This is a genomic window from Helicobacter sp. 11S03491-1, from assembly GCF_002272835.1.
GTDB lineage: Bacteria > Campylobacterota > Campylobacteria > Campylobacterales > Helicobacteraceae > Helicobacter_J.
The window spans coordinates 21,967-44,605 of sequence record NZ_MLAO01000010.1; the positions used below are offsets into that span (position 1 = coordinate 21,967).

The following is a 22,639-nucleotide window of genomic DNA, read 5'->3' on the forward strand; positions in this document are numbered from 1 at the left end:
AATAAGGTATTATAACAAAAAAGTAAAAATTCTATTCAGGTTTTATAGGAGTGAGTTCATAGAAAATATATTTTATATCATTGTTGTAGCTCTTGCTATATCAATTCTGGTAAATTTATTTCTCAAAAAAATTGACATACCTGTCATTGTCGGCTATATCATTACAGGCGTGGTAGTTGTGTATTTATTTGGAATTAGAGGATCTGAGACACTATCAGCAATTGCAGAATTTGGGATAGTATTTTTGATGTTTATGATCGGACTTGAATTTAGTTTTGACAGATTAAAGTCTATGAAGCAAGAAGTATTGATTTTTGGGATCTTGCAAGTTATTGGGACAAGTCTGTTATTTTTTGTTTTGAGTTATTTTGTATTTGGTTTTTCTTCGGTTTTGTCTTTGGTAATTGGAATGGCTTTCTCTCTTTCTTCTACTGCGATTGTGCTGAAATTTTTTGAGGATTCCAAGCAACTCAATACTGTCCCGGGTAGAAGTGTTACAGGGATTTTAATTATGCAAGATATTGCTGTGATCCCTATTCTTTTGATTTTAGCATTATTAAGCAATGAAGATATGAGTTTGGGGAGTACATTAGTGCGGACATTCATATCCGGAGTAATTGTTTTGGCAATTCTTCTGTTACCGGGGAGACATTTTGCTACAAGAATTTTAAATCTTGCTGCAAATAGTAAGCTTGCAGAGTTATTTATGGGGACAATTTTGTTGATTGTTCTGGGAGCTGCAGGTATTAGTCATTATTTTGGTTTTTCAATGTCGCTGGGAGCATTCATTGCAGGAATGGCAATTTCAAAATCTCGTTATAAATATCAGGTTGAAGCAGATTTATCCCATTTTAGGGATATATTTTTGGGATTATTTTTTGTTACAGTGGGGATGCAAATTGATTTAGATTTTTTATTCAGTCAGTTTTTTGCCATTGTTCTTTTGCTATTTATAACGATGGTTTTGAAAACCTTTTTAATTTATTGGATAATTAAAATTTTCAGAAGTTCTCAAAGCGCTATTAAAACGGCTTTATCATTATCTCAGATTGGGGAGTTTTCCTTTGCAGTATTTTTAAATGCCAACACAAATAATCTTTTTGTATCTCCGGATAAAGGGGGGATATTGGGATTGTTGCAAGAAAAAGGAATTATCCATATAGTGCCTATTGATATCCATCAGTTTTTAGTTTTAATGGTTGTTTTTTCAATGATAGTAACCCCTTTTATTTTAAAATATTTAAATTCAATTGCCGGTTATGTCCTTAAAAAACAAATCAATAGCGGGTTAAAAAAAGATGAAAAAGTTCAAATCCCTATCCCCTTAGAAGATCATATTATTGTCGTGGGTTATGGAACATTTGGAGTGGAAGTGGTGAATATCTTAAAGCAAAATCGTGCCAGGTATTTAGCCCTTGATTGTAATATCGCTCAAGTTGAAATGGGCGAAAAAGCCAAAGATCATGTTATTTTTGGCAATATTACACAAGAGAGTTTTTTGGAGAAACTCAAACTGAGCGTATCCAGATGTATCATTATTACTATAGACAATACAAGTATCATCAAAGCAATTTGTGATAGAATCTTAGAGATTGCACCCAATGCGGATATTATCGCCAAAGTTGATTCCAAAATAGAAGAAGAGGAATTAGATAAACTCCATGTCAGCAGTATTAATAGCAAAACAGAAGTGGGTGCATTGTTAGCTCAATACGCATTAGATAAAAAGGATAAAAAATGACTGAAAAATTTGAACATACTTGGGATTTGACCTCACTTTTTAAAAATTCACAAGATCTTGAGACTTATGTTGTCAGGTTGCTTAAGGATGCTAAAAAATTTGAAAAAAAATATGCCAATAAACTAGATTCTCTTTTGAATGTCGGTTTTGAAAAAGCGCTTCAGGGATATGAAGAGATTATTGAAGGAATTTCAGGGGTGATGACTTATGTATTTTTGATTTTTGCTTCGGATACAAAAAAAGGAGATTTTTATGCTAAATATGAGCTTGTTGCCAATGAAATACAAGAACATATTGTATTTTTTGAAATAGAATTTTGTGGTTTGGAGACAAAAAAACAAAAAGATTTTATCAAGCATTCCGGGAAATACGCTTATTATCTTCAAAATTTAATCAAGAAAAAATCTCATCAATTAAGCCTTCCTGAAGAAAAAGTTCTCTTGATGACATCCCCTGTGGGGGTAGGGGCTTTTTCAAGATTATTTGATGAACATCTTTCTTTGCTTAAGATTCCTTATGAAAAACAACTTTTAAGCGAAGAAGAGATTTTAGCTCTCTTGCATCACAAAGATAGGCAGATTAGAAAAAAGGCTCAAAAGTCCTTTAGCAAGGCTTTGGAAAAGTCTAGTTTTTTATTAGCCTATATTTTGAATATGGTACGCAAAGATTTGCATATCCAGACAAAATTGCGTCATTATCAAAAGCAAGAATCTTTTAGACATCTTGAAAATCAAATTACTCAAAAAAGCGTAGATAGTATGCTGGATACAGTCAATGCAAATTTTTGTATTGTGCATCATTACTATAAAATTAAATCAGAAATTTTAGGCTTCAAATTAAAAGATTATGATAGGTATGCTCCGATTTCCCAAGATGAAGAACAAATCAATTATGCACAGGCATTACAATGGGTTTTAAAAGCATTTGAAAATTTCTCACCTTTGTTTCATCAGATTGCTTCTAAAGCCATTAAATCCGGTTGGATTGATTCTCATCCCAGAGAAGGGAAGCGCGGAGGCGCTTTTAGTCATGGCAGTATTCCAAAATCTCATCCTTATGTGCTGCTTAATTTTACAAACAATAGACGCGATGCTTTTACAATTGCTCATGAGTTTGGGCATATGATCCATCAAGAATTGAGCAAAAAAGTAGGTTGCTTGAATATGGATACTCCTTTAACTACGGCAGAAACAGCTTCAGTGTTTGCTGAAATGCTTTTGTTTGATAGTCTCAAAGATAATCTTTCAAAGACTGAGCTTTTGGGAATTTATGCAGGTAAATTAGAAGATATTTTTTCAACACTTTTTAGACAAGTTGTTATGACTAATTTTGAACGTCAAATTCACAATGCTCAAGATGAGCTTAAGATAGAGGATTTTGATAGAATTTGGCGAGAAGAAAATCAAAAAATGTTTGGAGATACTCTTAAACTGACAAAAAAATATAATAGGTGGTGGAGTTATATCCCTCATTTTATCCATTCTCCTTTTTATTGTTATGCTTATAGTTATGGTCAATTGCTTGTTTTGGCTTTATTTGGATTGTATAAAAGTGGCAAGAATAAGGATTTTGTCAAAATTTATATAGAATTTTTGAGCAAAGGAGGGAGTCAAAGTCCTAAAGATTTAGTAGGGGCATTTGGTTTTGATATCGAAGATGAAGCATTTTGGAAAATTGGCATAGAAGAAATAAAAAAAATGCTTAAAGAATTACAAAAGGTATGTTATTGATGAATATTATGAAGAGTTATCAATGTTTGAGCAATAGACATTGTTTTGAAATTATTAGATTTTTATTTGATAATAAAGTAAATTTTTGTGTTGTTTGTGATCTTTTGAAAGTTAATTTTGAACCTTTGTTACCAAAGGAAATTTTTGATAAATTTAGACCTTTTGAAGTTTTTATACTTGCGGGATATACTTTTGAGAGTTTGAGGATTTATGAGGATAGTATTGAGTTTGAAGCCGGTTTTGGGAACGACAATATTGGTAGTATTGTGAGTATAAAAATAGAAGGGATTATTCAAGTGATTGTCAAAAATAAAAAATATGAAGATGTTGTGTTGTTTCATCAAGGGGATGTGAGCCTTGTTTTTGATCATCTTCAAGAAGAGATTTGCAATCCAATGGAGGCAATTTTATCTAACCCTCAAAACCGGAGGATTATTAAAAATATCCAACAAAAAAATAAAAAAAGCTGATTGATTCAAAAATAACAAAAGGTTTTAGATTTGTGGTAAAATCTGATGAAGTTTAGTTTGAATTTTTATCAAGGATTTTAAAATGAGTATTCATAAACTTGAATTGAGTGTTTTTAGATTTGAAGCACAAAAGAGTTATAGCCCGATTTATGAGAAATGCACACAGGATTACCGGGAGAATTTTACTTTATTAGATGTCTTAAAAAACCTGCCTTTAAAGGATTTTCAATATGATCCAAATATAGCGCTGAAAATTAATAATATCGCTATTTTTAAGGATATTGGAATTTTAGAATTAGTACAAAGATTTGGCAAGGAATGGGTGATTGAACCTATCTCTACAAAATATGCTTATAAAGATTTGTTAATCGATAAAAATGCAGTTTTAAGTTTTTATGATTCTTTTATGCAAAGCGGAGATTTTTTGACACAAAGTGAAAAAACAGAACTAACCAGGTTTATTTATATCAATTTTATTTCTCCTCAAAGAAATCCTGATTATTTTGGAGATGGTTTTTTTCTTTATGTTAAATGGCTTTTAATGCGTCATCCTAATGATGCTAAAAGATTGATCCAAAGTATTGCTGATTGCAAAAATGGGGTCATGAATTTTGTAAGTGTCGCAAAGTTTGTTTATCCTGAAAATAATCAAATTGATTCAGAAATATTTGAACTTCAAAAAATGCTTACTCAAGCTTCAAAATGTCCATTAGCACAAAATAATTGGATAAAATTTGTCAAAAATATTGAATCTAAATACAATTTTCCTTCACAAAATAATCTTGAAAATTCACTTGAAAATTCTTCAAAATACGCGCTCTTTAATGGTTATGATAAATCATGGAATTTTAAACCCTTATTAATAAGCACTGCTTCTTTGTTAGAAAAATTTCACAAGTCTGTATTGCCTCTAGAGTTTTGTTATGATGGAGGGTATTGGGGAAGGTTTTGTGATGAAGAAAAATTTTTATTTGCCAATGCCTATAATATGGCACTTGCATATAAAAATAATGCTATTTTGTTGTTGTGTGAAGAAGATGCTTATGCAAATATTATGTATGCCAAAAGCATTATTGATGCAGATAATGCTCTCAGAGATACTCTCAACAAAAAATTAAAACAATTTCATTTGGTTTATGATTGTAAGGTTGTAATTGAGTCTTTAAACCAAATGCTTGCTAATGAAGTTGATTGGGATGTAATACAGAGTTTTAAAGATTTTGGCACTGTTGTATTTGAAGGATCTTTTTATGCCCATAAAATTTGCTATAAAAAGTTATTTGAAAAAATTTCTTTAAAAAAATATCAAACCACGATTCAAAATGAATGTTACGCCCATTTGTTTGAAGTTAATCAACATTCTGCTTTGGAACAATCCGGGAGGATTCGATATGAAGCTATTGATTTGGGCATTGATTTTTTAGTAAGCACTTCAATGGGACAATTTGAGATGTTTGATACTTATTCAAAAAAAGCATCAAAACAATATAAACGGGATTTCGATTCTATGCCCACATTGTTTTTGTCTCAGATAGTTTTGATAGCTATGGGAGAAAAAGATTTCAAAAAGTTGGGGCTGCATTTGCATAAAAATAAAGTAACCTTTATATAATTAAACAAGGCTTTTTAAGTAAGGATAACGTAGATGAAGATATTTTTGAAGGTTTTGATAGCTTCTGGTATCGGCGGTCTTTGGTATCATATGAATGGAGCAAGTTCAAATACAGTCGCATTTATTTTATTTATTTTTGTATTATTTATTTTGTTGATGAAGCCTATAGAATATCAATCTCCTCAAAAACGTGAGGATTATATGCAACAGCTTAAAAAAAAGCGTGAACGCCGTCTTGCTTTGGAAGCTAAGCAAAAAGAAGAGCAATTCCGTCTTTATAAAGCCAATCAAGAACGTGAAGAAAAGAGAAAAAAAGAATTAGAACATAAACTAAAAAATCATTGATTAAAGGATAGATATGGAAATTGTTTTATTGATATTAGCAGGCGTTGTAGTGTATTATTTGTATATAACACTTCAAGAATACCTCAAAAATCCTATTTCTTCAGGAACAAGAGATACAAATACACATAGCACTCCGGAATATGATCTATCCCAAGATCCTTATATATTGGCTGATCCTCTTGAGAAGATAAAAAAAACCGAGTTTGGTATTATGGTCTCTATAATGGCTAAGGTAGTTTCAAAAAATAAGTCATTGATGAAAGAAGTGTTAATAGATGAAATGTTTGAAAACATGAAAAATAAAATCAATGGTATTGAAAATGCCAAAGAAAAGCTTAGAGAAGTCTTTGGCGATAAAGATTCGCGAACGCTAGAGCAACTATGCAAAGATTTTTTGCAAGTAACCTATGGAGAATACAAAAAGCGTTTAAAATTTGTTGAGTTTTTACTTAGTATTGCTTATGCTGAGGGAGAGTTAGATGTCCAAGAAAAAGAAAATATTATTGATGTTGCAGCATTTTTGGAATTAGACAATGAAGGTTTTAATAAAATTTATGATGATTTTGAGATAGAATTTCAGACATCTATTGAAATGGAACGCACAAAAGCTTTGGAGATATTGGGATTACAAGAAGATTTTACTCAAGAAATGCTGGATAAAAATTTTGAGGAAGCTATTAGAAACTCTAATCAAAATATTTTGGATCCAAAATATTTAAATAAAAGTTTTGCATCTATGGCTTACCGGAGATTGCATCAAATCCAATTTGCCTATGATAAGCTACATTCATAAGGTTATTGATTTAAAATATATTAAAAATTCAATTTTTCATTAGAGATTGATAATTTATAGAATTTATAGTCTGAACAAATTTTATTGAAATATGATTTAAGAATAGTAATTATAAATAAATTCTCATAGGAGAAATTATAGGTTTTAAAATTATAATAAGTCTCAGAGAATAAGAAAAATCAAGATACCGGAATTTAAATCACTAAGATATATTTATACTTATTTTTTATATTCATGTTAAAATCCATACATTTAGGAATATATGAGTAAGCTATTTATTAAAATGGAAAAATTATCATTATTTGTATTTTTAAATTTTATAGACTGGAAGAAGTGCCTAGAGTTTATCTTTTGGGGTGTTTGTGCGGCAATCATCTCAGTTAAAGTCTAATTTTTATTAAACATCACTAAAAATAGAGATAGGACTTATTACAATAGGTTTAAGATTGGAATTGCTAACCTTACTAAACAGAGAGACTTAATTTGGATTTTATTTATTAAATTTTTTAATATGTATGGCTTGAAATTCCATGGTATTAATAGAGTTTTGATGATGCAATAAATGGTACGCCCGGCAGGATTCGAACCTGCGACCTACGGCTTAGAAGGCTGTTGCTCTATCCAACTGAGCTACGAGCGCGTATAAAAATTGAGTCAGGGTGGTACGCCCGAAGGGAGTCGAACCCCTAACCCCCAGATCCGAAGTCTGGTGCTCTATCCAATTGAGCTACGAACGCAAAAGTTATTATTGATTGTAAAAATTAAAAATTATGGGGTGGGAGATGGGGATCGAACCCACGACCCTCAGAGCCACAACCTGATGCTCTAACCAACTGAGCTACACCCACCATAAAGAATAATAACTAAAGCCAAAAGCATGGTCGGGGCGAAAGGATTCGAACCTTCGACCCCTTGGTCCCAAACCAAGTGCGCTAACCAGACTGCGCTACGCCCCGAAAAACTTAATGCTTAGGAGGGCGAATTATACTCTAACCACATGATTTTTGTCAAGTTTGTCAAGGTGGTTTTTTGTTTGATAACCTTGAATAAAAATTTAAAATAGCCTTCAATGCAAATTAGGTAAGCCAAAGCATTAAATATTTTGTTGCATAAAATCCTATGAGTGAAAAAATATAAGCGACCACACTTGTAAAAAGAAACAAATAGAGTACAAATTTTGCCCCTCCTGCTTCTCTGCCAAAACTGATAGTTGCTGCAAAACAAGGGATATAAAACATGATAAAAATGATAAATGCGATAGCTGATGGGGTGCTAACATTTTTTCTTAGTGCATTTCTGAAACTTTGAGATTTTTCATTTGTGCCATGTCCAAGCGAGTATAAAACTCCAAGTGTAGAAACGACTACTTCTTTTGCTGCAAATCCGGTAACCAAAGAGATTGAAAGTCGCCAATCAAAATTCATAGGAGAAAATATTGGTTTTAAAAATATACCTATATGCCCGGAGTAGCTTTGTTGTAAAAGGAGTTCTTCAAGCTCATTTTGGAGATCTTGAGTCATTTCTTCTTTTTTGGTTTGAGTGATTTTTTGATCATTATCAATATCTGCTATTTTGTTTTGATAAGATTCTTCAAGTTGATGATTTTTGGGATATTGTGAACCAAACCATACGATCATGGAACCTATCAAGATAAATGTCCCTGCTTTTTTAAGATACATAAGGACTTTGGTATAAATCCCAAACCAAATAATTCTCCAGCTAGGCAATCGATATTTAGGCATTTCCATAACAAAAGGTTCATTCTTTCCGTTGAAGACACTTAATTTCAAGAGTTTTGCCATCAAAAGAGCTACCAAAGCTCCCAATACATAGACTCCAAAAAGAACAAATCCGGCATATTTATCAGGAAAAAAAGCCCCTATAAAAAGCACATAAATAGGCAATCTTGCACTACAGCTCATAAATCCAATTACAAATAAAGTGATTAAACGCTCGTTTCTGTTTTGAAGAGTTCGGGTTGCCATATAAGCAGGCACACTACAACCAAAACCTGTAACAAGGGGGATAAAACTTTTCCCATGCAAGCCAAATTTATGGAAAATCCCATCAAGCAAGAATGCAACACGAGACATATACCCACTTGCTTCCAGTAAAGAAATTCCAAAATATAAGATAATAATCAAAGGCAAAAAAGATAAAACAGCTCCCACACCTCCAATAATTCCCCCTCCAATAAGGGAGGCAAAATCTTGATTAGAAATATGGGTTTGGACAGCCTCTCCAAGCAAGTCAATTCCATCTTGTGCATAATTTTGAAGTATTCCCCCTACAAAAAAAGTCATTTCAAATAAAATAAACATCAAGAAAAGAAAGATTGGCAGACCTAAATATTTATTAAGCATGATAGTATCAATTTTTTGTGTTTGATGGAGGGATTTGTTAGGACGAGATAGGACCTCTTGGGCAGCACCTTTTCCAAAGGCAAGGGCATCAGAAGCAAATATATTTTGAACATTGTGTTCTGAGGAGGCTTTATAGAGAGAATTAATGGCTGTATTGAGTACTTTGGATAATTCAAGCCAACATGCCTTATCATGAAAATAAGAGTAAATTGCAGTTTGCTGCGATAAAAGCATCACGGCTACTTGCCTTAATGAAAGGGTTTCTTTGTTTTTATTGTGTGTCAAAAAAGCAGAGACTTCAGGATAAGATTTTTGAGTAAGAAAACTAACTAAAGTTTGAATTTGAGTTTCAATAAAGTTAGTATAAATTCTTTTGGGGGGGATAAAATCACTTTCATAAAGTTTAACAATAGTTTCTAAAAGCAAGGTTGCATTGAGATTTTTACTTGCTGATGTGGGGATACATTTTACTCCTAAAATTTCTGAAAGAAGTTTATCATCAATATGAATTTTTTCTTTTTGGGCTTCATCCCACATATTCAAAGCTACAAGGGTTTTTTTATTCATCTCTAAAACTTGGGCGCTAAGGGCAAGATTTCTTTCTAAATTGGTTGCATCAACAACATTGAGAATGATGTCATAAGAAGCATTCTCCAGGTAGTCTTTAGTGACTTTTTCCTCTAATGTAAAATCATTGATTGAGTATGTCCCCGGCAAGTCTATAATAGTTATTTTGGTATCACCATAAAACAATGAAGCTTCAGCTTTTTCAACAGTTACGCCTGTGAAATTTCCCACCTTAAGGTGTGCTCCGCTGATACTGTTGATTAAAGAACTTTTTCCTACATTTGGCTGCCCTACAAGGGCTACAGTAATTTCTTGCATATTTTTTTCTCAAAAATTTAGATTTTATGAATATTATATCTAAATAAGATTAATTATTATTATATTTTTAGAATGATAATCTTATACCGCCATTAATTTGAGTTGTGTTTGGAATATTTAGTGTATTTTTATGAGTATTTAGAATATTTAAAATACCAAAAACATTGTGTGTAAAGCCAATTTCTGTAGAAAAGTCAATTTCATTTTGCCTTGAAGAGGTATCATAAGAGGTGCTTCCATAAGTCAAAGATATTTTAAATCTATCAATATTTACATGCATGCTTCCATAGATAAGATTGCCATTTTTTTGAGTTTTGATAGCTTTTCCACCCCAGACGAAAAAAGGATCAATGCTATCTCCCATGATTCCAATGTTTCCCCATCCCGAATTTTTGCTTGTATGGATATAGCCCCCAGAAATTTCAAAGAATTTCATTCCAAAAAAAACTTTAGCATCTGCAACAGAGGCATTGTGGGTGTAGCCACTATAGCGTTGCTCTCCTTCAAAGCTATAAGTATAGCCCGCTTGGGCGCCAATAAAAAAGTTTGATAAAGAATATTTTCCATTGATTCTTGTCCCTAATGCGGTGAATATTTTAGGAGTAAAAAATGTATATGCCTTAACAGTGAAGGTTGGAGTAATATAATATTTAGCTGTTAAATTAAGCAAACCAAAGCTTGCATAAGGATTGACTTTTTCAAAATCACTCATTTGATAGTAGGCTACACGCCCATAATCATTGACCCAAAAACCCTCGAGCATTAGATCTGTAAAAGAGCGATTGCGTATCCATATTCCATCACTCATTGTGTTAATCCATTCATTAGGAATAACAAATCTCCCTGCTTTGATGTTGGTGTCTCCATCAAAATATTCCAAGAAAGATTCTGCAAGTGTGGCTTGATTGTGATTAAAAAAATCCTTTGAAGCATCGCCTTTACCGGTAGGGGTTAATAAATTTTTATGCAAATTCCAAAAAGGTGTTGCTGCTCTGAAACTTATGGCTGCACGGATATTTTTATAAAATCCTGAAGTATAACCTAAACCTACATTTCCTAAAAAATAACCTGTATTTCCAAGATAACCATAAGTGGCAAGACTTTTTCCTACAGCTCCGGCTTGTCCTTTGTTGAGTCCTTGATAATCTCCATAAAAGATAACATCACCCTTGGAAACTCCATTTTTGAGTGCTTCATCAATGCTATCATAAGCCAAAACATAACTGAGATCCAACGTCCAAAGAAATATAATCTTTAAAAAAATCTTCACTTTATCCCTTTTTATATCCATAAATTATCAATAAGTCTTGTTTTGCCTACTTTTGCTGCAATAAGAATGATACTGGCATTTTGACGTATTTTTTGTATTTGAACAAGATTGTAATCGCAAGCATCAAGATAGGCAACTTCTAATCCCTTGAGTTCTTTTTTGCCCAATTCAATCAGGACAGAAGTGTTGATTTCTCCTTCCTGGATAGCTTTTTTGATATTTTGGAGCGCAATAGGAATTTTTAAAGCCTCTTTTCTATCTTGTGGGCTTAGATAAATATTTCTTGAGCTTAGAGCTAATCCGTCAAAATCTCTTTGAGTGGGGCAGGGAATAACTTTTGTCGGAAGAAAAGTATCTGAGACTAACCTTTTGATAAGAAGTAATTGTTGGGCATCTTTTTGTCCAAAATAAATATGATGAGGACAGATAAGATGAATGAGTTTTAGCACAATGGTGAGGACGCCATTAAAATGTCCCTCACGGATAAAGCCTTCATAAATATAACCCATATTTTTAGGGGGATTGATAGAAATTTCATCATTATTTGGATACATTTGTGAAATTTCCGGTGCAAAAACAACATCGACACCGGCTTCTTGGCAAATTTTAAAATCTTTTTGAATGTCTCTGGGGTATTGGGTAAAATCTTCATTAGCTCCAAATTGGGTAGGATTTACAAAAATAGAAACAACGGTATGGGTATTATTTTGTTTAGAGGCTTTTATAAGGCTTAGATGTCCTTCATGGAGGGCACCCATTGTAGGGACAAACCCTATGCAGACATCTTTATGCAACTGCCTTCTATAATCTTGAAATTCTCCGGGAGCGCTTAATAAAAGAGTTTTCATCTGTATCCTTATAACATTTTTAAAATTTTTTGGACAGTTCCAAGCGGATCAGGATTTTTATAAATAGGTCTGCCTATGACAATAAAATCTGAAAGCGCCTTTTTAGCCCCTAAAATATCTGAAACTCGTTTTTGATCATCATTATTTTCACAAAAAGGTCTGATTCCCGGAGTTAATGTAAAAAACGATGATTGGGTAGCTTGCTTGATAAGCATACTTTCATGGACGGAGCATACAGCACCATCAAGACCACTTGCAAATGCCAATTTTGCCAGCATAATTGCATGTTGGCTTAAAGGAGCGTTGTAAATATTTCTAAAATCTTGTTCATCAAAACTTGTGAGTGCTGTTATGGCAAATACAAGGGGAGGATGAGAATATTTTTTTAGGCGTTCCATTACGTTTTGCATTGCAATTTTTCCACTGCTGGCATGCAAAGTAATCATATCTACTCCAATTTTTGCACATTCAAATGCAGCATCTGCCATTGTATTGGGAATATCATAGAGTTTGAGATCTAGAAAAATTTTAAAATTTGGATCGATTTTTCTAATTTCTTCAATAAAATTTGCTCCATCGCGGATATAAGATCTTAAACCAACTTTTACCCAAATATCAAGACCTTTGAGCAAATCAAGAAGTTTGAGATTCTGAGATTTTTCCTCAAGATCCAAAGCGATACATAAGCGCATTATTTTCTCCTTTTTTGAAGTTGATAAAAAATATATATCAAAGCAATCAAAAATACAATTCCAAGTGTGATGAGTACGATATGGTGCAAATAAGATTTGATATTTATTTCATCATTTGTGAGTCTATGGACGCTAAAAGCTTCAATAATCGTTTGAGTATTGATATTTTCGCCTATCCATGTGCCTAGATAATATCCAAAACCTGTTAAAACAGTTACCCAAATCCCTGCTCCCAAACCTGTATAAATACAAAATTTGAGTAAGTTCATTTTGGCAAGTCCGGCAGGAAGAGAAATATATTGTCTAAGTGCCGGGATTAGTCTCCCTAAAAAAGTGCTAATTTCTCCATGTTTTTTGAAAAAATCTTCCATTTTCTTCATCGATTTTTCGCTAAAGAAAAAATATTTGCCATAAGCAATAATAAAACTTCTGCCTAATTTTAGAGCAAGATAATAATTAAACAATCCTCCGGTTATACTCCCTAAAATTCCCATAACAATGGCAAAATAAATATTCATATCTCCTTTATAGGCTAAATACCCTGCAGGAATCATAACAATCTCAGAAGGAAAGGGAAAAAAGCTTGATTCTAAAAACATCATCAAGAAGATGCCCAAATATCCCCAAGCACTGATAGTTTCAACAATAAAACGAATAATTTCTGACAAAGAATTCCTTTAGTATTTAAGGTATAAAATCTTAGTTTGGTATTATATGCTATTACTTTGGTATAATTCAAGACTTTTTTAGTGCAAGTGAAGGTATAAATGAGAGAATTATTTGAAGGGGCAATCAAATTTCAAGAAGATGATTATGCAAAATATAAAGAATTATATGAGAGTTTAAAAAAACATCAAGAACCTCATACTTTGTTCATTACTTGCGTGGATTCCAGAGTAGTGCCTAATTTGATTACCAATATGTTGCCCGGAGATTTATTTGTAGTAAGAAACATGGGAAATATTATCCCTCCTTATAAAGAAAATGATAATATGATGCGTGCAGGTTATTTGGCTACAACAGCTTCAATTGAGTATGCTCTCAATATTTTGGAGATTAAAAATATCATTATTTGTGGTCATAGTAATTGTGGGGCTTGCAGCGCAATTTATGAACCCTCCAAGCTTGAAAATGCTCCTTATGTCAAAAAGTGGATTGAGCTTTTAGATCCTGTTAAAAAAAAGGTAAAAGCCCTCTCTCCGGATAGCAAATCAAAACAAATGTGGCTTACTGAGCAAATCAATGTCGAACAGCAATTAGAAAATCTAATGACCTATCCATTTGTAGAAGAACGCTTTGATAGGGGCGAATTAAATATTTATGGATGGTATTATATTATTGAAACAGGTGAAATACTTAATTATAATATGATTACACGTGAATTTAAGCCTATCAATAAGGAGAAAAAATAATGCAAAAAACGATACTTTTAAGTGGTCCTTGTGTGATAGAGAGTGAGGAGAATCTTCATGCAATTGCCTTAAAATTAAAACCTTTAGCTGCTCATCCAAAGATTGATTTTTATTTCAAAGCAAGTTTTGATAAGGCTAATCGCACTAGTCTTGAGAGTTATCGGGGACCAGGTCTTGTTGAGGGTATGAAAATGCTTGCTCAGATCAAGCAAGAATTTGGTTATAAGATCATTACAGATATTCATGAAAGTTATCAGGCTGAAAAAATTGCAGAAATAGCAGATATTATCCAAATACCGGCATTTTTGTGCCGGCAAACAGATCTCATTGTAGCTGTTGCTAAAACAAATAGAATTGTCAATATTAAGAAAGGACAATTTATGAATCCGGTTGATATGAAATATTCAGTTTTGAAAGCCATTAAGGTAAGGGGAGGGGATAGGGCTGAGTATGATCAAGCACAAAAATATGGTGTGTGGCTTTGTGAGAGAGGTTCAAGTTTTGGGTATGGAAATCTTGTAGTGGATATGAGGAGTTTGGTGATTATGAGAGAATTTGCTCCTGTGATTTTTGATGCTACTCATAGTGTGCAGATGCCCGGAGGTGGCGGAGGTAAAAGTGGCGGAGATAGTTCTTTTGTCCCTTATCTTGCCCGAGCAGCAGCCGGAGTAGGGGTAGATGGATTTTTTATGGAAACCCATATTAGTCCAAAAGATGCCCTTAGTGATGGTCCCAATATGGTGAAGGTTGATATGTTGCCCGGTTTGGTTGAGCAAATTTTAGAGATACAAGGAGTTTTGAAATGAATATTTTAGAAGGGAAAATTAGTCTCAAGGGTGATGAAAAGGTTGCTATTGTTGCAAGTAGGTTTAATCATCTTATTACAGATAGACTCATAGAAGGAGCTAAAGATAGTTTTTTGCGTCATAATGGGAATGAAAAACATCTTGATTTAATTTTGGTTCCGGGAGCTTATGAATTACCTTTTGTTTTGGATAGAGTGCTTGCAAACAAAGGATATGATGGCATTTGTACGCTAGGGGCAATCATACGTGGGGGGACTCCTCATTTTGATTATGTGAGTGCAGAAGCTACAAAAGGCATAGCAAATGCAACTCTTAAATACACAACTCCTGTGAGTTTTGGAGTTTTGACAACAGATAGTATTGATCAAGCCATTGAAAGAGCAGGGAGTAAGGCAGGGAATAAGGGGTTTGAGGCTATGAATGCTTTGATAGAACTCATAAATCTTTATAAAAAATTGAGCTGATAATGGCAACAAGAACCCAAGCCAGAGAAGCTGTAGCGGGCTTATTGTATGCTTATGATAGTGGTAATATAAATATTAGAGATTTCGCACAAAGTATATTAGAAGAAAAAAAAATCAAAAATAAACAGCAAATTTTTGCACTTGAACTTTTTGATGGTGTGCTTAAAAATCTTGAAGAACTTGACAAGCTTATTAAGCTTTATTTGAAGGAATGGGATTTTGAAAGACTTGGAGGGATGGAGAGAGCAATATTAAGATTAGGTGCTTATGAAATAAAATTTACTCAAACAGATTCTCCTGTGGTCATTAACGAGGCTGTAGAATTGGGAAAAAATTATGGTGGAGATAACGCCCCAAAGTTTATCAATGGTGTTTTGGATGCCTTATCTAAATTCACTGAGCCCCAAAAATAAAAAATCATTCTAAAGACTATGGATTAAGATTATCAATCCGGATAATAAAAGGAAATAGCAATGGTATTACATAAATATTCAGGGAGTGGCAATGATTTTCTTATTTTTCATAGTTTTGTGCAAAAAGATAGATCTCATCTTGCAAAAATACTTTGTGATAGACACAATGGCATAGGTGCAGATGGTCTTGTAGTTTTGATCCCTCATTCTAAATATGCCTATACATGGGAATTTTATAATTCTGATGGCAGTAGGGCAAAAATGTGTGGCAATGCGAGTAGATGTGTTGCCCATTATGCGTATTCCCAACACTTGGCCCCTCCAACTCATAGCTTCCTCACCCAAGCAGGAGAAATTAAAGTAAGCATCAAAGAAGATACTATTGAGAGTAATTTAGGTCCATATCGTTTGCTTGAAGAATTTGAACTTGATATGGCGCAATATTCCGGAAAATGGTATTTAGTAGATACGGGTGTGCCTCATTTAGTGCATTTTGTTTCTGATTTTAAAAAACTTCCTTATACTAAAAATAACATGCTCAAAACACTTCGTAAGCGCTATGATGCTAATGTAAATATTGCTTTGATTCAAAATAGCCATAAAATTTATTTAAGCACTTATGAAAGAGGAGTAGAAGATATTACTTTAGCCTGTGGCACAGGAATGGCAGCTGTTTTTGCTATAGCTCATTTATTCTATAAAACAGATTCAAAGACCATTCTCATTCCTCCCGGCAAAGAAGAATTGCTTTTGAGTTTTTCAGGAAAAGAAATTATTTATGAAGGTAGAGTAAAATTTGTTGGGATTTGCATTGTTCCTGATAGTGATTTAGAATTAGAATAAGTAAGAATAGGATGCCAGGACATAAATATCGCCGTAAGTAATGTTTGGATTAGCAATAGATTTAATTTGGCTAAAGGGGATTTTAGTCCCAATTTCGATGCGAGAATTATTTTGAATTTTTGCTCCCAAACCAAAATTTAAAACTCCTGTATAGCCCAAAACAAAGGCTTTGTCTTCAGGTGTTGTGCGAATGACATTAGCATGTTGAAAATACCCAAACCCTATCCCTCCATAAAATCCAAAAGTATTTTCTTTGATATGGAGAATATCCACCAATAAATCCAGATTTAAATTTAATGAAGAAGATATGATTGTTTTTAACCCTGAAGGTTTGATAGACATCATATAATCAAGATATGTTCTGAGTCCTATATAACTTGAAGGCATAAATTGATACCCTCCGCGCACGCCCCATACAAAGGCAATATAAGAATTTGGTTTATCAATTTCTCCTTTATTGAATTTTGAGATTTTTGCTCCTCCAATGCTTGCCCCAATAAATATTTGATTTTTATCTAATATTTGTTTCTCATCTGAAGCTAAAGTATAGTTTATAAGTAAAAGAAATAGAAAAATAATTTTTTTCATTTTTTATCCATTAAAATTTATTATACTCATTTAATTATACACTATCTCAAAAAATCCTCACATTATTTGTGAGGAAAATTTTAGAATTTATCCTCTTTTTTTGGTTTATAGAATTTTTTAATCCAATCATCAATTGGGGCTAGAATACGATAAAAAACAGGGACAATTAATAAACTTAGAAACATGGATACAAGTAACCCCCCTGACATGGCAATCCCAATAGGTGATTTCATAGCAGATCCATCTCCTGTTGCAATTGCTAGAGGAAGCATCCCGCACACCATGGCTATAGTCGTCATCAAAATAGGTCGCAATCTTGATTCGCCTGCTAACATAATAGCCTCAGTAATATCATGCCCTTCTTTACGTTTGTCATTAGCAACATCAATCAACAAAGTAGCATTTTTTCCAACCATTCCTATCAAGAGGATGAGTCCCATCATCGAAAACATACTTAGAGGTTGTCCCACAATACCAAGTGCAAAAAATGCTCCTGAAAAACTTAATGGCATTGTAATCATAATAATCAAAGGCTCAAGTAAAGACTCATAAAGAGCAGCCAGGATTAAATAAATTAATATAAAAGCTGTGGCAACGGCAACCCCAAATGCTTGACCGGTTTCTGCAAGATTATCTGCATCTCCTCCATATGCAATACTGGCACCCGGAGAAAGCCATTGTGAAGATTTGCTGCTCACAATTTCTATCAAATCGCCTAAGGAAACGCCGGAATCTTTCACAGGTTGTCCATATACAGTAACACTTCTTTGTCTGTCATATCGAGTAATATTTGAGGGCGTAATGTCTTGCTTGATCTCAACGAGTCCGTCTAAAAACATCAATTTTCCATCTTTATTTTTGATTTGAAGCCTTTTGATATCTTCAACAGATACTCTTTTGTTATTTGGAACACGAAGTGTGATGTAGTATTCTTTTCCATTTTCTTTAAAATAAGCTGCTTGATTTTCTCCTGAAAATGCAGCATTGACAACCTTGCCTATATCTTGGGCGCTTACACCATATTTATTGGCATTTTGTCTTAGGATAGTTAATTGGTATTGGGGCTGCATATCTGAAGTGCTTGTGTGGTAGTTTTCGAATTTTCCCTTCAGTTCCGGACTTTCCATAAGAAAATCATGAAGTTTTGCCACACTTTTATCTACAAGGTCTTGAGAGGGAGCATAAACAAAAACTTGGAAAGGTGAATTATCCCCTCCACCTATTAATGGAACTTCTGATGGAATAATTGAAGTCATGATTTTTGCTTCAGGCATGGCATTAAGAGTCTTGCGCACATCAGCCATAATTTGGAATTGAGTCTTTTTTCTTTCTTTTTCAGGCTTGAGCTTGACATAGATTTTGGATTTAAATACACTTTGTATTTTTCCATACCCTACTTGGACAGTAGTGAAATCAACAGCCGGATTTTTTTCAATTTCTTTTTGGAAATCAACTGTTCTTTTTTGCATATCATAAATACTGATTCCGGGTTTGGTTTGAATCCAAACATAAAATTGACCTCTATCTTCTTTGAGTATAAAATCTGAACCTATTTTACCTGCTACAACAAGTGATCCAAAGAAAATAGCGCCCACGATGACTATAACAATGATTTTATTATTCAAAACCTTTTTGAGTGTGGCAATATAGACATTTTCCATTCCCTTAAAAAAAGGCTCGCTCCAATGATAGAATTTTGATTGTTTTGGATTGACTATCAGTGAGCTTACCATTGGGATTATCGTGATAACCACAACATATGAAATGACAATAGCAAGCGCAACAGTAACACCAAAACTTTGGAAAAATCTCCCGACAATCCCGGTCATATTCCCTACAGGAATAAACACAGAAAGCAACATTGCAGAAATAGCAATAATAGCAAAACCTATTTCTCTGACTCCTTCATAAGCAGCTTCCCTTTTGCTCATTCCTGCTTCAAGTTTTTTATGGATATTTTCGATGACAACAATAGCATCATCAATAATAATTCCGATTGAAAGAGTAAGGGCTACCATTGTGAGCATATTTAGAGAAAATCCCATCATTTGCACAAGCGCAAAAGTTCCCATAACAGATATGGGAATACTGATCGCTGAGACTATGGTGATTGTGAAATTCCTAAGGAACAAAAATACAACTGAAACTGCAAGTAGCCCCCCAAGCATTAAGTCAAATTCTATATCTTTGATTGAAGAGCGGATATACTGAGTGGTATCCAAAAATGGTTTTATTTCATAGCCGGGACTCACGGCTTTAATATCCGGGAGAGCTGCATAAACACCATTTGCAATATCAACTTCATTGGCTCCTGAGATTTTTTGTACTTCAAAAATAACACCCGGTTTATCTCCAAATGCAGCATATGTCGTATCTTCTTCAATCCCATCTTCAATAACAGCAATATCGCTTAATTTTACATTGTCTGCAACTCTAATATTGGCAACTTCGTCTATTTTGTAACTATTGGCATCTGTAAGAATAGAAAAATCTTTTTTACTATTAACGATACGCCCTCCATCAATTTCTAAATTTTCTGTTCCTAGAGTATTCCAAAGACCTGCATAAGTGATTCCATATTTACTCATCAAAGTGGGATCTGCATAGATTCTTATTTGTCTTTCACGATAACCATTTAACTGCACCCCACCTACACCAAATATTTTTTGCAACATTGGTTTGACAATATTTTCAGAATGTTTCATCATATCCGGAATAGGGACGCTGTTACTGCTTAAAAATAAAGAGATAATTGCTTGTCCATTAGTGTCAAACTTGTCCATAGAAGGCTGATTGATATTGGGATCATCAAAACTTACTGAGGAGACTTTATTAATAACATCATTCATTGCTTCATCAATAGGTTTTTCTAATTGGAATTCAATAATGACTAAACTAATATTTCTGGCGCTATTAGATGTAACCTTTTTGATTCCATCAATCCCCATTACCGCTTCTTCTATCTTATCTGTTACTTTACTTTCAATAACATCCGCGCTTGCACCCGGATAGCTTGTGCTTACCATAATGATAGGGAAGTCAATATCAGGAAACAATGCAACAGGAATTTTTTTTAGCCCCATTACCCCAAAAAATATAATTGCAAGTCCAAACATTAGGGTAGTTATTGGGCGAGTTATGGCAAATTTATACATTATTTAGTCCTTATATAACCATCGCCAAAAATGCCCGGTATCATATCATCTCCCACAACTGCTTCTGCTGTAACTTTTCGCGTATTGTCATCAATAGTTGGATAAATTTTTGTAATTTTGGCATTTTTTTGATTCCCATTTCCATCAATAGAATAGTCATATTCATCTCCAACTTTTACTTTGTCAATATATTTAGAATCATATTGCAAGACGATTTTTTTTTGATGACTAACAAGTCGGAATAATGTTGTATTGTTGGCTATTACTCCATCCCCCAGTTCGACATTTTTAGAAGCTATTACCCCATCAAAAGGTGCTTTGAGAATACTTTTTTCCAGCAAAGATGTGTAATAAGCATAATCAGCTTCAAGTTTCTTATAATCAGAATAATATTTATCAAGTGTGTTTTTATCAATAGCGCTACCTGTTTTAGAATATCTCTCATATTGTTTTTTGGCAAAAAGATATTGCTGCTCAATAGAGTTTGCTTGGGCTATTTTGTCTTTGTTAGACAGCACAAGGAGCTTGTCGCCTTTTTTTACTACACTATCAACATCTACAAGCATTTCTGAAATAATTCCTGAAGTATCCAGGGTTAGGTTTGAATCTTGCACAGCCTCTATGTTAAAAATAGCATATACATCTTCACCCCATAGCAATGATATGCTAAAAAGGGTTGCTATTAAAAATTTAGTTTTCATTATATGGTTTCTCCTTATTGAATGTAGTCTTGTATTTTTTGACCACTATAAAAAATATAATTAGCTTTTTGTAATTCGTAATTATTTAAGCTTTCATTATAAGTCGCTTCTGCATCAAATTTTGTGCTCAAAGCTTGTAGATAGTCTGTGAAATTCACCAATTGAGCGTCATATTTTTTTTTGATATTTTGATAAGAAATAGTCGCTGATTTTAAACTTGCCTCAGAAGAAGCGATTTTTGCTTTGGCAATTTCCAGGGATTTTCGATAAAGCTTTTCATCTTTTTTTTGTTCATTTTCTTTATAAGCAAGATTTTTTTCATTAGCTAATTGCCCCAATCTGAGGTATTGTTTTTGCAAGGCGATGCCAACATCATTAAAAAGACTCAAGCTGATAGTTACTCCTGCAAGATTTTGTCCCTTTGGAAAGGTGGGAGCCAGAATTGGGTTGGCCATGATATAGGCAGGTAATTGAATGTTGTAGCTATAATTATCAAACAAAGAAACAGTGGGGTAGTAATTTAATTGCTTGTTTTGATAAACTTGGGCATTGATTTGTTCTCTCAAGGAGGTCAAATCTTTGCGTTCTTTGACTTCATAAGCAGGTGTAGCTATTTGATCTCTTTTGAGTTTATCAAAATTAAGGTTTGTCAGGTATTCAAGCATAAGCTTATTTTGTTCAATGGAGAGTTTAATATCAGAGATTTGATATTGACTAAGAGATCCTTGCGCTTTTAGAGATTCAAGATCGTCAATGGTTGTTAGTCCCTGATCATAAAGCTTTGAAACTCTTTGAACATTAGAATCAATTTGTTCAAGTTTTCTTTGTAGAGAAACCAGTTGGGAAACGTTGCTGAAATACTGATAATATTGTTGGATAACTTGCAAATAAAGATTTTGTTTGGTGTATTCCATATCAGCTATGCTTGAGCGATAGGTTGCAGATTTTTCTTTAACGGTATTGATGGTGCTAAACCCATTGAAAACATCCAGATTAAGTTTTGCATTTAAAGTTTGTGTATTGTAATTGCTATACATTTGAGTGTCTCTGTTGTTGTTTTGGAATGTATAATCCAGGTTAAGAGTAGGTAAAAATGAGACTTGAGCTATGGTGTGATTTTTTTTAGCTTGTTGCATGCTTAAAACTTTTGATTGAAGGAGATAATTTGTATCCACACCTTTTAAAAGTTCATTTAGCCCGATAATATGTTGATTGTTTCCTTGTATTTCTTGTGATTTTTGAAGCACTGAGGCTATATTGATTTCATTATCATTATCTGTAATTGCATTTAATGTCTGTTTTACATTTTTTGGGGTCTGTAAATCATCCGCAGATAAGCTATATATAGGCAAAATAGCCAAAATAAACAAACTGAGATATCTCATTTATTCTCCTAATTTTGTTGTCTAGTATAATTTCTAGCGAACTTTACAATTAAAGTGTGAAGTATAACACAAAAAGATAAATTAGTTGCATAGCCAATCATTTTCTTTTACCTGAATATAAGC

The 22,639-nt window shown here is 33.3% G+C and carries 20 protein-coding genes, 4 tRNA genes and 1 pseudogene; 12 read left to right on the forward strand and 13 right to left on the reverse strand.

All coding sequences use genetic code 11. The features are described 5' to 3' along the window. Positions 1–58: 58 nt before the first annotated feature. The 7 genes and pseudogenes from BKH45_RS06990 to BKH45_RS07015 all read left to right on the forward strand — a co-directional run. Positions 59–1,267: pseudogene (locus BKH45_RS06990) on the forward strand (cation:proton antiporter); the annotation flags it as partial. Positions 1,268–1,345: 78 nt separating this feature from the next. Next, the gene (locus BKH45_RS09085) at positions 1,346–1,741 is read left to right on the forward strand and encodes an NAD-binding protein (RefSeq protein ID WP_257874524.1); all 396 of its coding nucleotides are present in this window, start codon (positions 1,346–1,348) and stop codon (positions 1,739–1,741) included. Beyond that, entirely contained in the window at positions 1,738–3,471 is a 1,734-nt protein-coding gene (locus BKH45_RS06995; RefSeq protein ID WP_095274775.1) for a M3 family oligoendopeptidase, read from the forward strand. The genes BKH45_RS09085 and BKH45_RS06995 overlap by 4 nt, the downstream gene beginning before the upstream one ends. Next, positions 3,471–3,941 carry a hypothetical protein gene (locus tag BKH45_RS07000; RefSeq protein WP_095274776.1) on the forward strand — a complete coding sequence of 157 codons (471 nt, stop codon included), beginning with the start codon at positions 3,471–3,473 and terminating at the stop codon, positions 3,939–3,941. The genes BKH45_RS06995 and BKH45_RS07000 overlap by 1 nt, the downstream gene beginning before the upstream one ends. A gap of 82 nt (positions 3,942–4,023) precedes the next feature. Then, positions 4,024–5,553 carry a DUF5644 domain-containing protein gene (locus tag BKH45_RS07005; protein WP_095274777.1) on the forward strand — a complete coding sequence of 510 codons (1,530 nt, stop codon included), beginning with the start codon at positions 4,024–4,026 and terminating at the stop codon, positions 5,551–5,553. Between the two features lie 33 nt (positions 5,554–5,586). Continuing rightward, positions 5,587–5,898: a hypothetical protein gene (locus tag BKH45_RS07010; protein ID WP_095274778.1), complete on the forward strand. Its 312-nt coding sequence runs from the start codon at positions 5,587–5,589 to the stop codon at positions 5,896–5,898. A 13-nt stretch (positions 5,899–5,911) separates the two neighbouring features. Beyond that, entirely contained in the window at positions 5,912–6,691 is a 780-nt protein-coding gene (locus BKH45_RS07015; protein ID WP_095274779.1) for a TerB family tellurite resistance protein, read from the forward strand. Positions 6,692–7,254: 563 nt separating this feature from the next. Here the strand turns inward: BKH45_RS07015 and BKH45_RS07020 are convergent. The 9 genes from BKH45_RS07020 to BKH45_RS07060 all read right to left on the reverse strand — a co-directional run bounded on the left by BKH45_RS07020 (position 7,255) and on the right by BKH45_RS07060 (position 13,417). After that, positions 7,255–7,331 (reverse strand) — tRNA-Arg (locus BKH45_RS07020). 20 nt (positions 7,332–7,351) lie between these two features. Further along, positions 7,352–7,428: transfer RNA gene (locus BKH45_RS07025), tRNA-Arg, on the reverse strand. A 34-nt stretch (positions 7,429–7,462) separates the two neighbouring features. After that, positions 7,463–7,539: transfer RNA gene (locus BKH45_RS07030), tRNA-His, on the reverse strand. Between the two features lie 30 nt (positions 7,540–7,569). Continuing rightward, positions 7,570–7,647: transfer RNA gene (locus BKH45_RS07035), tRNA-Pro, on the reverse strand. 120 nt (positions 7,648–7,767) lie between these two features. After that, positions 7,768–9,939: a ferrous iron transport protein B gene (gene feoB / locus BKH45_RS07040; RefSeq protein ID WP_095274780.1), complete on the reverse strand. Its 2,172-nt coding sequence runs from the start codon at positions 9,937–9,939 to the stop codon at positions 7,768–7,770. 67 nt (positions 9,940–10,006) lie between these two features. Beyond that, on the reverse strand, positions 10,007–11,209 hold the full coding sequence (locus tag BKH45_RS07045) for an Opr family porin (protein ID WP_143428394.1): 1,203 nt from the start codon (positions 11,207–11,209) through the stop codon (positions 10,007–10,009). An 11-nt stretch (positions 11,210–11,220) separates the two neighbouring features. After that, the gene (gene panC, locus BKH45_RS07050) at positions 11,221–12,057 is read right to left on the reverse strand and encodes a pantoate--beta-alanine ligase (protein ID WP_095274782.1); all 837 of its coding nucleotides are present in this window, start codon (positions 12,055–12,057) and stop codon (positions 11,221–11,223) included. An 8-nt stretch (positions 12,058–12,065) separates the two neighbouring features. Further along, entirely contained in the window at positions 12,066–12,749 is a 684-nt protein-coding gene (gene pyrF, locus BKH45_RS07055; RefSeq protein ID WP_095274783.1) for an orotidine-5'-phosphate decarboxylase, read from the reverse strand. Beyond that, on the reverse strand, positions 12,749–13,417 hold the full coding sequence (locus BKH45_RS07060) for a DedA family protein (RefSeq protein WP_257874522.1): 669 nt from the start codon (positions 13,415–13,417) through the stop codon (positions 12,749–12,751). The genes pyrF and BKH45_RS07060 overlap by 1 nt, the downstream gene beginning before the upstream one ends. A gap of 99 nt (positions 13,418–13,516) precedes the next feature. Here BKH45_RS07060 and BKH45_RS07065 point away from each other — a divergent pair, with 99 nt between their 5' ends. From BKH45_RS07065 to dapF, 5 genes are read left to right on the forward strand one after another with little or no spacing between them, the layout of a single operon-like run. Further along, complete coding sequence (locus tag BKH45_RS07065; protein WP_095274784.1) at positions 13,517–14,161, forward strand: carbonic anhydrase; 645 nt, start codon at positions 13,517–13,519, stop codon at positions 14,159–14,161. Continuing rightward, positions 14,161–14,967 carry a 3-deoxy-8-phosphooctulonate synthase gene (gene kdsA / locus BKH45_RS07070; protein ID WP_095274785.1) on the forward strand — a complete coding sequence of 269 codons (807 nt, stop codon included), beginning with the start codon at positions 14,161–14,163 and terminating at the stop codon, positions 14,965–14,967. Before BKH45_RS07065 ends, kdsA begins: the two co-directional genes overlap by 1 nt. After that, a complete protein-coding gene (gene ribH, locus BKH45_RS07075) occupies positions 14,964–15,431 on the forward strand; it encodes a 6,7-dimethyl-8-ribityllumazine synthase (RefSeq protein WP_095274786.1) in 468 nt (155 codons plus the stop codon). Before kdsA ends, ribH begins: the two co-directional genes overlap by 4 nt. A 2-nt stretch (positions 15,432–15,433) precedes the next feature. Then, complete coding sequence (nusB, locus tag BKH45_RS07080) at positions 15,434–15,844, forward strand: transcription antitermination factor NusB (protein WP_095274787.1); 411 nt, start codon at positions 15,434–15,436, stop codon at positions 15,842–15,844. Between the two features lie 60 nt (positions 15,845–15,904). Next, positions 15,905–16,687, forward strand: a complete 783-nt coding sequence (dapF, locus tag BKH45_RS07085; protein ID WP_095274788.1) for a diaminopimelate epimerase — start codon at positions 15,905–15,907, stop codon at positions 16,685–16,687. On the opposite strand, the gene BKH45_RS07090 is transcribed toward dapF, so the two are convergent. The 4 genes from BKH45_RS07090 to BKH45_RS07105 form a co-directional block, all read right to left on the reverse strand. Further along, positions 16,679–17,275 carry an outer membrane beta-barrel protein gene (locus BKH45_RS07090; protein ID WP_095274789.1) on the reverse strand — a complete coding sequence of 199 codons (597 nt, stop codon included), beginning with the start codon at positions 17,273–17,275 and terminating at the stop codon, positions 16,679–16,681. The genes dapF and BKH45_RS07090 overlap by 9 nt on opposite strands. Positions 17,276–17,355: 80 nt before the next feature. Next, positions 17,356–20,430, reverse strand: coding sequence for an efflux RND transporter permease subunit (locus BKH45_RS07095; RefSeq protein WP_095274790.1), 3,075 nt, complete (start codon positions 20,428–20,430; stop codon positions 17,356–17,358). After that, positions 20,430–21,131 (reverse strand): HlyD family efflux transporter periplasmic adaptor subunit, encoded by a 702-nt coding sequence (locus BKH45_RS07100; RefSeq protein WP_095274791.1) that lies wholly within the window; start codon positions 21,129–21,131, stop codon positions 20,430–20,432. Before BKH45_RS07100 ends, BKH45_RS07095 begins: the two co-directional genes overlap by 1 nt. A gap of 14 nt (positions 21,132–21,145) precedes the next feature. Next, a complete protein-coding gene (locus BKH45_RS07105; protein WP_095274792.1) occupies positions 21,146–22,516 on the reverse strand; it encodes a TolC family protein in 1,371 nt (456 codons plus the stop codon). Positions 22,517–22,639 lie beyond the last annotated feature (123 nt).

Excerpts from the sequence above, each read along its gene's own strand:
- BKH45_RS06995 (WP_095274775.1), top strand. The coding sequence starts at position 1,738 with ATGACTGAAAAATTTGAACATACTTGGGATTTGACCTCACTTTTTAAA.
- BKH45_RS07000 (WP_095274776.1), top strand. The coding sequence starts at position 3,471 with ATGAATATTATGAAGAGTTATCAATGTTTGAGCAATAGACATTGTTTT.
- BKH45_RS07005 (WP_095274777.1), top strand. The coding sequence starts at position 4,024 with ATGAGTATTCATAAACTTGAATTGAGTGTTTTTAGATTTGAAGCACAA.
- BKH45_RS07010 (WP_095274778.1), top strand. The coding sequence starts at position 5,587 with ATGAAGATATTTTTGAAGGTTTTGATAGCTTCTGGTATCGGCGGTCTT.
- BKH45_RS07015 (WP_095274779.1), top strand. The coding sequence starts at position 5,912 with ATGGAAATTGTTTTATTGATATTAGCAGGCGTTGTAGTGTATTATTTG.
- feoB (WP_095274780.1), bottom strand. The coding sequence starts at position 9,939 with ATGCAAGAAATTACTGTAGCCCTTGTAGGGCAGCCAAATGTAGGAAAA.
- panC (WP_095274782.1), bottom strand. The coding sequence starts at position 12,057 with ATGAAAACTCTTTTATTAAGCGCTCCCGGAGAATTTCAAGATTATAGA.
- pyrF (WP_095274783.1), bottom strand. The coding sequence starts at position 12,749 with ATGCGCTTATGTATCGCTTTGGATCTTGAGGAAAAATCTCAGAATCTC.
- BKH45_RS07065 (WP_095274784.1), top strand. The coding sequence starts at position 13,517 with ATGAGAGAATTATTTGAAGGGGCAATCAAATTTCAAGAAGATGATTAT.
- kdsA (WP_095274785.1), top strand. The coding sequence starts at position 14,161 with ATGCAAAAAACGATACTTTTAAGTGGTCCTTGTGTGATAGAGAGTGAG.
- ribH (WP_095274786.1), top strand. The coding sequence starts at position 14,964 with ATGAATATTTTAGAAGGGAAAATTAGTCTCAAGGGTGATGAAAAGGTT.
- nusB (WP_095274787.1), top strand. The coding sequence starts at position 15,434 with ATGGCAACAAGAACCCAAGCCAGAGAAGCTGTAGCGGGCTTATTGTAT.
- dapF (WP_095274788.1), top strand. The coding sequence starts at position 15,905 with ATGGTATTACATAAATATTCAGGGAGTGGCAATGATTTTCTTATTTTT.
- BKH45_RS07090 (WP_095274789.1), bottom strand. The coding sequence starts at position 17,275 with ATGAAAAAAATTATTTTTCTATTTCTTTTACTTATAAACTATACTTTA.
- BKH45_RS07095 (WP_095274790.1), bottom strand. The coding sequence starts at position 20,430 with ATGTATAAATTTGCCATAACTCGCCCAATAACTACCCTAATGTTTGGA.
- BKH45_RS07100 (WP_095274791.1), bottom strand. The coding sequence starts at position 21,131 with ATGAAAACTAAATTTTTAATAGCAACCCTTTTTAGCATATCATTGCTA.
- BKH45_RS07105 (WP_095274792.1), bottom strand. The coding sequence starts at position 22,516 with ATGAGATATCTCAGTTTGTTTATTTTGGCTATTTTGCCTATATATAGC.